Source organism: Actinomadura sp. NPDC023710 (genome assembly GCF_040639875.1).
Lineage (GTDB): Bacteria > Actinomycetota > Actinomycetes > Streptosporangiales > Streptosporangiaceae > Spirillospora > Spirillospora citrea.
Genome location: NZ_JBFAGB010000001.1, coordinates 447,881 through 458,544 on the forward strand (window position 1 = coordinate 447,881; position 10,664 = coordinate 458,544).

Sequence of the window (10,664 nt, forward strand, 5' to 3'; positions counted from 1 at the left end):
TAAAAATAGTCTTGACCATGTGAGTGTGTTGAGTCTAATTTTAGGCTCGTTCCACTTATCTGGAGGATGTTCCATGACCGCACCCCTGCGCGCCCCCGCGGCGCGGCGACCGGCCGAGAGACTGGACCCGGCGCTGCTGAAGGCGTCGTTCGTCCTGGTCCTCGGCCCGGTACTCGCCCTGATCGACACGACGATCGTGGCGGTCGGCCTGGACGCGGTCGCCCGCGACTTCCACAGCCCGCCCGCCACGCTGCAGTGGGTGTCGGCCGGGTACCTCCTCGCGATCTCGATGGTGATGCCGCTGGCGGGCTGGGCGAGCGACCGGTTCGGCGCCCGCAGGACGTGGATGCTCTCCGTCGCCCTGTTCGCGGCCGGGTCCGCCCTCTGCGGCCTCGCGTGGTCGGCCGGGAGCCTGATCCTGTTCCGGGTGCTCCAGGGCGTCGGCGGCGGCCTGATCCAGCCGATCGGGCAGTCGATCGTCGTCCGGGCCGCGGGGCCCGCCCGCCTCGGCCGCGTCTTCGGCATCACCGTCCTGCCGCTGACGTTCGCGCCGGTCCTCGGCCCGGTCCTCGGCGGGCTGATCGTCGACCGGTTCGACTGGCGCTGGATGTTCCTGGTCAACGTCCCGCTCGGCCTGCTGACCCTGCTGCTGGCGGCCCGCCACCTCCCCTCCGACCCCCGGCGCGGGACGAGCGGCGATGACCGGCTGGACGTCCTCGGCCTGGCGCTCCTGTCACCCGGCCTGGCCGCACTCGTCTACGGCCTCTCCGAGGCCGGCGACCAAGGCTTCGGCGCCCCCCGCGTCACGGTGCCGCTGCTGGCCGGAGCCGTGCTCGTGCTCGGCTATGTCGCGCATGCCCTGCGCCGCCGCGCGGCGGCTCTGATCGACCTGCGCCTCTTCGCCCGGCGCGGCTTCGCGGTCGCGACCGCCAACTCGTTCCTGCAGGGCGCCGCGCTCTACGGTTCCATGCTCCTGCTGCCGCTCTACTACCAGCAGGTCGAGCACGCGTCCGCGCTGGAGGCGGGTCTCCTGCTCGCTCCGCAGGCCCTCGGGACGGCCGCCGCCACGTTCTTCGCGAGCCGTCTGGCCGACCGCACGGCACCCCGCCCGCTGATCCTCACCGGCATCCTGCTGACCCTCGCCGGCACGGTCGCCTTCACCCGGCTGGGCTCCTCACCGGCGGGCTGGCTCCTGGTGGCGTCGCTGGTCGTCCGGGGCGCGGGGCTCGGGGTCGTGATGGCGCCCGGCATGGCGACGATCTACGCCGCCGTCGGGCGCCACGAGGTCGCGCGCGCCGCCGGGGCGGTCAACACGCTCAACCGCGTCGGCGGGTCCCTGGGCACCGCGGTCCTCGCGGTCGTCCTGCAACGCTCCCTGGACGGCCGCGCTCCCGCCGCCGCTTACGGCCACACCTTCTGGTGGGCCGTGGCCCTGTCCGCCCTGACCCTCGTTCCCGCCCTCTTCTACCCGTCCCGGAAGGAGAACCGATGAGGTTCCGGCTGCTCAGCGTCCACGCGCACCCGGACGACGAGTCGAGCAAGGGCGCCGCCACGCTCGCGAAGTACGCGGCCGAAGGCGCGGACGTCCTGGTCGCGACCTGCACGGGCGGGGAGCGCGGCGACGTGCTCAACCCCGCGATGGACCGGCCCGGGATCCGGGCGGACCTGCCGGCGATCCGGCGGGCGGAGATGGAGGCGGCGTGCGGGATCCTCGGCGTCCGGCAGCGGTTCCTCGGCTTCGTCGACTCGGGTCTGCCGGCCGCCGGCGAGCCCCTGCCGGACGGCTGCTTCGCGCGGACGCCGCTCGCCGAGGCCGCCCGCCCCCTCGTGGCGCTGATCCGCGAGTTCCGTCCCCAGGTGGTCGTCACCTACGACGAGACGGGCGGGTACCCGCATCCGGACCACATCAGGACGCACGAGGTGACGGCGGAGGCGTTCGACGCGGCCGCCGACCCGTCACGCCATCCGGGGACGGGCGAGCCGTGGCGGCCGGACAAGCTCTACTACCAGGGCGCCTTCTCGAAGGAGTGGTTCCAGGCGCTGCACGACGGGATGACCGGGCGCGGACTCGAATCTGGCATCGGCCCGATCCTGGCCGGATGGCCGGACACCGCGCCGAAGTTCGACATCACCACCCGCGTCCACTGCGCGGAGTACTTCGCCGTTCGCGACAGGGCGCTGCTGGCGCACGCCACCCAGATCGACCCGAACGCGGGCTTCATGGTCCACCCGCGCGACGTCGAACGCGCCGTCTGGCCGACCGAGGACTACCACCTCGCCCGTTCCCGCGTGGAGACGGAACTGCCCGAGAACGACCTCTTCGCAGGGCTGCGGTGACCGCTAGAGAGCGACGAACGTCAGGCCGCGCTTCTTCATCTTCGGGATGACGGTGTCCAGGGCCTTGAGGGTCTGGGAGCGGTCGCCGCCCCCGTCGTGGCACAGCATGATGTTGCCGGCCTTGCCCTTCAGGAGCGTGCGGCGGATGTGGCCGACGCCGGGACGGGCCCAGTCGCGCGGATCGACCGCCCAGTCGATCGGCAGCATGGCGTGCTCGGCCACCAGTTCCAGGATCGTCTTCGACCACGCGCCGCCGGGGGAGCGGAAGAACTGGGGGACGACGCCCGTCACGTCGGCGATCCGGTCGTGCGCCTCGACGATCTCCTTGCGGACCCGCTTCCTCGACATGCCCGCGATGCTGATCGGGTGCGTCTCGGTGTGGTTGCAGATCTGGTGGCCGGCGTCCGTGATGCGGCGGGTGAGCTTGGGGAACTCCTTCACCTGCTCGCCGATGACGAAGAACGTCGCGTGGATCTCGTGCTCGGCCAGCAGGTCGAGCACGCGGGGCGTCCACAGGGGGCTCGGGCCGTCGTCGATGGTGAGGGCGATCGACGACGCGGGCGGCGGGGGGGACAGCTGCGACAGCTCGCGGACGGGGGTCTCCAGCGCGGTGAGCTTCGCCGGCGTCCACGGCGCGGGCCGGGGGGTCGGGGTCGGGGTCGGCGTCGGCGTCGGATGGATCACCGGCCTCGCGCGGGGGGTCGGCGCCGCCCACGCGGGTGCCCCCGAGTGCGGCGGACGCGCGCCGTCCGCGCCGAGCGCGGCGAGACCGGCGGCGGCCCCCATCAGCCAGAGTGCTTTGCGACGGGATGTCCAACCTGAGTCCTCAACCTCCACAAGTCCTACGCTATCGGGGTTTTGGGCGGGTAGGAGGCCGCTATGGGATCACAATCGGCTCACCCTGAGTGGTCCGATTTCGGGCGTGAGTACAGCGTCGCAGGTCGGGCCACTATCGGCGGTCGAGCGGCACTCGTCGCCCCGACCTGTGGTGGTGATCCCGGGGGAGGCCGTGAGCTGCGCGTGGGTGAGGTGAGGACGGCCGCGATCGTGCCGGCGGAGGTGTTACCGTCTTCAGTGCGAATCGGGGGCCGGACGTCCCTGCCCGGGAACGAGGCGGGACGGCCGAGCGAGCACGGCCCGGCGCAGCCGGCGTGCGGTGACCGTTACCAGGCAGTGCGCCGCGGGGGCCGATCTGTCCTGGGACGACGCCCACGCCGCTGACCCCGTCGCCGGGCCCGATCCGACGAAGACCGCGCGGCCCCGCGGTGTTCACCGGCCCGGGAAGACCCCGTCGGCCCGCCCCACTGCAACCCGGTGGCGGCGGCCGGGGTTGGTCCCCCATGCCCTCCATCACCGGCCCCCGGCGGCCCGCCCTCATGCTCGCGGTGCTGCTCGCCGGGCAGTTCATGGTCAACATCGACATCGCGGTCGTCAACGTCGCGGGCCCGGCCATCAGGGAGGATCTGCGGCCGTCCGGCGGCGCCCTCGAACTGGTCGTCTCCGGGTACACGCTCGCCTACGCCGTTCTGCTCGTGATCGGCGCGCGGCTCGGGCAGGCGCGCGGCCACCGGCGGATGTTCCTGCTCGGGCTCGGCGCGTTCACGGCGGCGTCGCTCGCGTGCGGCCTGGCCCCGTCCACCGGAGCGCTCGTCGCCGCGCGGCTGGCGCAGGGGGCGGCCGGAGCGCTGATGGTGCCGCAGGTCCTCTCGGGGATCCAGCTCCACTTCACCGGCCCGGCGCGGGCACGGGCGCAGGGCCTGCTCGCGGTGGCGCTGTCCGGCGGCGCGGTCGCGGGCCAGGTGCTCGGCGGCGTGCTGGTCTCGGCCGACCTGTGGGATCTCGGCTGGCGCCCGGTCTTCCTGGTCAACGTGCCGGCCGGGATCGTGCTGCTCGCGGCCGGGATGCGGCTGCTGCCGGCGGACCCGGGCGGCGGCCGCGCGCGGCTCGACCTCGGCGGCGCGGCCCTGCTGTCGGCGGCGTCGCTGCTGGCGGTCGTCCCGCTGCTGTTCGGCCGCGAGACGGGCTGGCCGGTGTGGACGTGGGCCTCGCTCGCGGCCTGCGTGCCGGTGGCCGCCCTGTTCGTCAGGCGGCAGCGTCGCGTCGCGTCCCCGCTGCTCGCCGTGGGCGTGCTCGGCCGCCCGGTCGTGGCGTGGACGCTCGGGGCGCTCGGCGCGGCCACCGGGACCTTCTACGCGATGATGTTCGTCCTCGCCCTCTACCTGCAGGACGGGCTGGGCCACAGCGCCCGGTTCTCGGGCCTGGTGCTCGTGCCCTGGGTCGCCGCGTTCGGGATCGCCGGGCCGCTCGTGCCGCGCCTGCCCGCCCGCGTGGCCGACCGCGCGCCGGTCGCCGGCTACCTGATGCTCGCGGCCGTGTACGTCACGGCGGGGCTGACCCGGGCGGACGGGACGGCGCTCGCCGCCCTGCTCGGGTTCGGCGGGCTCGGCCTCGGGCTCGGGTTCGCGCCGCAGCTCGCGCGGCTGACGGCGCACGTCCCGGACCGGCACGCCGCTGACATCAGCGGGCTGGTCAACATGAACTTCCAGCTCGCGGGCGTGGCGGGCGTCGCCGTCTTCGGGACCCTGTACCTGGGCGTCCCCGGCGGCCACGGCGCGGCGTTCACCGCCGTGATGCTCGGGTTCGGCGGGACGGCGCTCGCCGCCACCGCCGCCTCGCTGGCGGGGCACCGGGCGGCGCGGCAAGAGGATCAGGGGAGCAGCCCGGCGCGGCGGGCGGCGGTCACGGCCTCCAACCGGGTGTGACTGTCGAGCTTGCGCATCGCCGACCGCAGGTAGCTCTTCACCGTCTCCGGCAGCAGCCCGAGCCGCTCTGCGGCCTCGGCGTTGGTGCAGCCGATCGCGACGTACGACAGGACGTCCAGCTCGCGGGGGGACAGGACGGGGCGCGGCGACCCGGCCGGCTCGTCCAGCCCGGCCGCCGCGAGGCGCAGCGACGCGTCCCGCAGCCGGTCGCGGGTCGGCAGGTCGCGGACCTGCTCGGCGAGGGCGCGCAGCTCGGCGTGCACGGCCCGGACCTCCTCCCAGCGCGCCGCCGACGTGCCGGGCGGCGTCCGCGCCAGCGCCTCGTCCGCGCGGTCCTGGACGGCGAGGTCCTGCTCCAGGTCGCGGGCCGCCTCCACGGCCGCGCCCACGACGCGGTCGGCGAGCGACAGCGGCTCCCTCAGCGCGCCGTACAGGACGCCGCGGACGCGCCGCCGCACGACGATCGGGACCGCGACGATCGACAGCAGTCCCTCGCGCCCGACGGGCTTGTCGTAGTCGTGGCTGATCGACGCCGAGCACGGGTAGTTGCTGACCCACGCGGGACGTCCCATGGCCATCGCCTTGCCGCCGAGCCCGTTGCCCTGGCGCACCGCGAGGCCGTTCAGCGAGTCGGTCGTGTTGCCGACCAGCTCGGTGATCAACAGCCGGTCCTGGCCGCCGAGGGCGCCCCCGAACACCACGGGCAGGCCGGTCGTGCGCTGCAGCGTCAGCACCGCCGACCGGACGGCCCCCACGTCATCGCCCATGCTCCGAGAATGCCCTGAGCGACCCCCGCCACGAAAGTGGCAAGGCGGACGAACCTGGGCAGGCCTTAGGTGTACCGCGGGGCGGTGTCCTCCAGGCCGAGGATGTCCACGGCCTCGGCGCGCATCTGCACCTTGCGGATCTTGCCGGTGACCGTCATCGGGAACTCCTCCACCACGTGCACGTAGCGGGGGATCTTGTAGTGGGCGAGCCTGCCCTCGCAGAACGCGCGCAGCTCCCCGGCGGTCATGCCGGGCACGCCCTCGCGCAGCCGCACCCAGGCCATCAGCTCCTCGCCGTACTTCTCGTCCGGGACGCCGATGACCTGCGCGTCGACGATGTCGGGATGGGTGTAGAGGAACTCCTCGATCTCGCGCGGGTAGATGTTCTCCCCGCCCCGGATCACCATGTCCTTGATCCGGCCGGTGATGGTGACGTAGCCCTCCGCGTCCATCACCGCGAGGTCGCCGGTGTGCATCCAGCGGGCCGTGTCGACGGCCTCGGCCGTCTTGTCCGGCTCGTCCCAGTAGCCGAGCATCACCGAGTAGCCGCGCGTGCAGAACTCGCCGGGCACGCCGCGCGGGACGGTCACGCCCGTCTCCGGATCGACCACCTTGATCTCCAGGTGCGGCAGGACGGTCCCGACCGTGGACACGCGGCGTTCCAGCGAGTCGCCCGCGCGGGTCTGCGTGGACACCGGCGACGTCTCGGTCATGCCGTAGCAGATCGCGACCTCGCTCATCCCGAGCCGCTCGATGACCTGCTTCATCACCTCGACCGGGCACGGCGACCCGGCCATGATCCCGGTGCGCAGGCCGCACAGGTCGAGCCCGGTCAGCGACGGCTCGTTCAGGACCGCGATGAACATCGTCGGCACCCCGTACAGCGACGTGCAGCGCTCGGCCGCGACCGCCTCCAGCGTCGCCTTCGGGTCGAACGCCGGCGCCGGGATCACGACGCACGCGCCGTGGCTCGTCGCCGCCAGGTTGCCCATGACCATGCCGAAGCAGTGGTAGAAGGGCACCGGCACGCAGATGCGGTCCTCCTCGTCGTAGCCGCACAGCTCGCCGACGAAGTAGCCGTTGTTCAGGATGTTGTGGTGCGACAGCGTCGCGCCCTTGGGGAACCCGGTCGTCCCGGACGTGTACTGGATGTTGATCGGGTCGTCGGCGGTGAGCATCCGCCCGATCTCGGCGAGGACGCCCGGTTCGCCCGTGCGGCCCGCCTCCAGCAGCGCGTCCCAGCCGGGCGTGCCGATGAGCACGACGTCGCGCAGCGCGGCGCACTTGGGCCTGACCTGCTCGATCATCGCCGCGTAGTCGGACGTCCTGAACACCGGCACCGCGACCAGCGTCCGGATCCCGGCCTGGTTGAGGACGAACTCCAGTTCGTGCACCCGGTAGGCGGGGTTGATGTTGACCAGGATCGCCCCGAGCTTGGCCGTCGCGTACTGGACGAGCGTCCACTCGGCGCAGTTCGGCGCCCAGACGCCCACCCGGTCGCCCTTGACGACGCCGAGGTCGCGGAGGCCGAGCGCGACGGCCTCCACGTCGTCGGAGAGCTGCTCGTAGGTCCAGCGGCGGCCGGACGCCCGCTCGACGAGCGCGTCGCGGTCCGCGTGCGCCGCGACCGTCCTGTCGAGGTTCGCGCCGATCGTGTCGCCGAGCAGCGGCGTGGCCGAGACGCCCGACGCGTAGGAGAGGTTCATCGCAGGTCCTCCTCCCTGAACTCGCCCGCCGGCCGGTCGTCCTGCCCGGGATGCTTGTCGATCTCGCTGGCCCGCAGCTCGACGCGGCGGATCTTCCCGGAGATCGTCTTCGGCAGCTCGGCGAACTCCAGCAGCCTGATCCGCTTGTAGGGCGACAGCTGCTCCCGGCAGTGCGCGAAGATCGCCTTCGCGGTCTCGGCGTCCGGCGCCCAGCCGCTCACGAGCGTGACGTAGGCCTTCGGGACGGCCAGCCGCACCGGGTCGGGCGACGGCACGACCGCGGCCTCGGCCACCGCCTCGTGCTCGATCAGCACGCTCTCCAGCTCGAACGGCGAGATCTTGTAGTCGGACGCCTTGAACACGTCGTCGGCGCGCCCGACGTAGGTGATGTACCCGTCCTCGTCGCGGGAGCCGATGTCGCCGGTGTGGTAGCGGCCGCCGGCCATCGCCTCCTCGGTGCGCTCCTCGTCGCCGTGGTAGCCGGTCATCAGCCCGAGCGGGCGGTCTTCCAGGTCGAGGCAGATCTCGCCCTCCTCGCCCGGTTCCCCGGTCAGGGGGTCGATCAGCACCACCTCGTAGCCGGGCACGGGACGTCCCATCGACCCGGGCTTGACCGGCTGGCCGGGGGTGTTGGCGATCTGGACGGTCGTCTCGGTCTGCCCGAAGCCGTCCCGGATCGTGCGGTCCCAGGCCCGCTTCACCCGCTCGATGACCTCGGGGTTCAGCGGCTCCCCGGCCGCGACGACCTCGCGCGGCGGCGTGCCGAGCCGTCCGAGGTCGGCCTGGATCAGCATCCGCCACACGGTCGGCGGCGCGCAGAAGCTCGTCACGCCGCAGCGTTCGAGGGTGTCGAGGAGCCGGTCGGGGTCGAAGCGGGTGTAGTTGTAGATGAACACGCACGCCTCGGCGTCCCACGGCGCGAAGATGTTGCTCCACGCGTGCTTCGCCCACCCCGGCGACGAGATGTTCAGGTGGACGTCCCCCGGCCGCAGCCCGATCCAGTACATCGTCGACAGGTGCCCGGCCGGGTAGGACGCGTGGGTGTGCTCGACCAGCTTCGGCTTGGCCGTCGTCCCGGACGTGAAGTACAGCAGCAGCGTGTCCCGCGACATCGTCAGCCCGTAGGGGGTGAAGGACTCGCCCTCCTCGTAGGCGTCGGCGTACGGCAGCCAGCCCTCCACCGGCTCGCCCACGGCGATCCTGGTGTACTCGCCCTCGACGCCGTCGAACTTCCCGGCCTCGGACGAGGCGGTCACCACGTGCCGGGCCTTCCCGCGCGTCAGCCGGTCCTGGAGGTCGGCCGTGCCGAGCAGCGGCGTGCACGGGATCATGATCGCGCCGAGCTTCATCGCCGCGAGCACGGTCTCCCACAGCTCCACCTGGTTGCCGAGCATCAGGATGATCCGGTCGCCGCGCCGCACCCCCGCCCGCCGGAGCATGTTCGCGACCTGGTTCGACCGCCGCGCCAGCTGCGAGAACGAGTACCTGGCCTCGGCGCCGTCCTCCTCGACGATCCACAGCGCGGGCGAGTCGTTCCCCTCGGCGATCTTGTCGAACCAGTCCAGCGCCCAGTTGAAACCGGTCAGCACCGGCCAGCGGAACTTCTCGTACGCCGTCGCGTAGTCGTCGCGATGCGCGAGCAGGAAGTCGCGCGCCGCGCGGAACTCGACTGCGGGCATGGTCTTCTCCCTCGTAGCCGCACGGTCACCCGGTCAGAAGGATGGTTGGCCATCCGGGTGACCCACGCCACCCCCGAACGGGGGTAGTGGGGGTGGTCTTACCCGCCCGTTACGAAGGTTGAGCGCAGCAAGAGCGCCATGTGGTCACCGATTTGGCCGGGGGTCCAGCCGCGGTCGTCGAGCAGCGTGCCGCTCACCTCGTTGGCGATGAGCGCGAGGAGCATGTCGGTGGCGGTGTCGACCGTCCAGCCGGGGGCGAGCACGCCCTCCTCGTGCAGCCGCAGGATCAGTGCGCGGTTCGTCTCGTACCGCCGGCGCATGGCGGCCTCCCAGTGCCGGGCCGCGTCCGGGTCGCTGCCCGCCTCCCGCTCCACCGCCCGCGCCACGGCGAGGACGCGCGGCACGAACTCGGCGTGCCGGCGCGCGAACACCTCCAGCGCGACCACCGCGTCCGGCGCCTCGCTGACGGGAGCGAACCGCCCCCGCAGGTCCTCGACCTCGTTGACGTGGTCGAACAGCTCGTTGATGAGGTCGGCCCGCGACGCGAAGTGGAGGTAGACGGCCCGCCGCGACACCCCGGCACGCTCGGCGACGGCCGCCATCGTCGTCGCCGCCATCCCGTGCTCCTCGACGAGCTCGCGCGCGGCACTCAGCAGCGCCGTCCGGGAACGCCGGCTCCGCGCGTTCCGCGGCTCCTCGATCACCCTCGCCATGCCCCCATGCTCCCAGCCTCCCGTCCGCCGCCCGCCCGGGTCGCCGAGGTGAGGGGGGTCACTTTCCGGGGTGTCACAACCCGCGCGTCCGCCCCGTCAACCTGGTGCAACCCTCCACACGGCAAGGGAGATCACCATGGACGCCCGTTTCAGCTACTACGGCACCGCCACCGCCGGCAAGTTCATGAAGTACATGCAGTCGGCGGCCAAGGCCGTTTCCGGATCGACGCTGCCGTCCACGACGGTGCACCTGGTGGAGCTGCGGGCCAGCCAGATCAACGGCTGCGGATTCTGTGTCGACATGCACAGCAAGGAAGCCGCGCACGCGGGCGAGACGTCGGTGCGCCTCAACCTGGTCTCCGCCTGGCGGGAGGCGACGGTCTTCACCGACCCCGAGCGCGCCGCCCTGGAACTGGCCGAGCAGGGGACCCGCCTCGCCGACGGCACCGGCGTTTCCGACGAGGTCTGGGAGACCGCGGCCAAGCACTACGACGAGGAGGAGCTCGCGGCCCTGGTGTCGCTCATCGCCCTCATCAACGCCTGGAACCGCATGAACGTCATCACCCGGCAGCCCGCCGGCGCCTACCAGGCCGGCCAGTTCGGCTGACCGGACCGGAGAACGCCATCACGCCCACGGCCTCGCGGGCGCGCCGCAGCCGGTCGCGGGACCGGCCCATGGCGAACGCGAAGTCGGCTACGC

The 10,664-nt window shown here is 72.7% G+C and carries 9 protein-coding genes; 4 read left to right on the top strand and 5 right to left on the bottom strand.

Translation table 11 applies throughout. The features are described from left to right. Positions 1-73: 73 nt before the first annotated feature. Together AB0H37_RS02035 and mca are read left to right on the top strand one after the other, a co-directional pair. Entirely contained in the window at positions 74-1,492 is a 1,419-nt protein-coding gene (locus tag AB0H37_RS02035) for a DHA2 family efflux MFS transporter permease subunit (protein WP_329097769.1), read from the top strand. Beyond that, a complete protein-coding gene (gene mca, locus AB0H37_RS02040) occupies positions 1,489-2,337 on the top strand; it encodes a mycothiol conjugate amidase Mca (protein ID WP_360610708.1) in 849 nt (282 codons plus the stop codon). Before AB0H37_RS02035 ends, mca begins: the two co-directional genes overlap by 4 nt. Positions 2,338-2,340: 3 nt before the next feature. Here the strand turns inward: mca and AB0H37_RS02045 are convergent, their stop codons facing one another. Further along, the gene (locus AB0H37_RS02045; protein ID WP_329097772.1) at positions 2,341-3,123 is read right to left on the bottom strand and encodes a polysaccharide deacetylase family protein; all 783 of its coding nucleotides are present in this window, start codon (positions 3,121-3,123) and stop codon (positions 2,341-2,343) included. Between the two features lie 554 nt (positions 3,124-3,677). Between AB0H37_RS02045 and AB0H37_RS02050 the strand changes: the two genes are divergently transcribed. Further along, entirely contained in the window at positions 3,678-5,099 is a 1,422-nt protein-coding gene (locus tag AB0H37_RS02050; RefSeq protein WP_360610710.1) for an MFS transporter, read from the top strand. Here AB0H37_RS02050 and AB0H37_RS02055 read toward each other — a convergent pair. From AB0H37_RS02055 to AB0H37_RS02070, 4 genes are all read right to left on the bottom strand, one after another. Further along, positions 5,045-5,866: a LuxR C-terminal-related transcriptional regulator gene (locus tag AB0H37_RS02055; protein WP_329097775.1), complete on the bottom strand. Its 822-nt coding sequence runs from the start codon at positions 5,864-5,866 to the stop codon at positions 5,045-5,047. The two genes, AB0H37_RS02050 and AB0H37_RS02055, sit on opposite strands and share 55 nt — an antisense overlap. A 65-nt stretch (positions 5,867-5,931) precedes the next feature. Beyond that, the gene (locus AB0H37_RS02060; RefSeq protein WP_360610712.1) at positions 5,932-7,572 is read right to left on the bottom strand and encodes an AMP-binding protein; all 1,641 of its coding nucleotides are present in this window, start codon (positions 7,570-7,572) and stop codon (positions 5,932-5,934) included. Further along, on the bottom strand, positions 7,569-9,251 hold the full coding sequence (locus AB0H37_RS02065) for an AMP-binding protein (protein ID WP_179838098.1): 1,683 nt from the start codon (positions 9,249-9,251) through the stop codon (positions 7,569-7,571). The genes AB0H37_RS02060 and AB0H37_RS02065 overlap by 4 nt, the downstream gene beginning before the upstream one ends. Before the next feature lie 98 nt (positions 9,252-9,349). Beyond that, positions 9,350-9,964, bottom strand: coding sequence for a TetR/AcrR family transcriptional regulator (locus tag AB0H37_RS02070; RefSeq protein ID WP_329097780.1), 615 nt, complete (start codon positions 9,962-9,964; stop codon positions 9,350-9,352). A gap of 136 nt (positions 9,965-10,100) precedes the next feature. Here AB0H37_RS02070 and AB0H37_RS02075 point away from each other — a divergent pair, with 136 nt between their 5' ends. Next, positions 10,101-10,571, top strand: a complete 471-nt coding sequence (locus AB0H37_RS02075; RefSeq protein WP_360610714.1) for a carboxymuconolactone decarboxylase family protein — start codon at positions 10,101-10,103, stop codon at positions 10,569-10,571. Positions 10,572-10,664 lie beyond the last annotated feature (93 nt).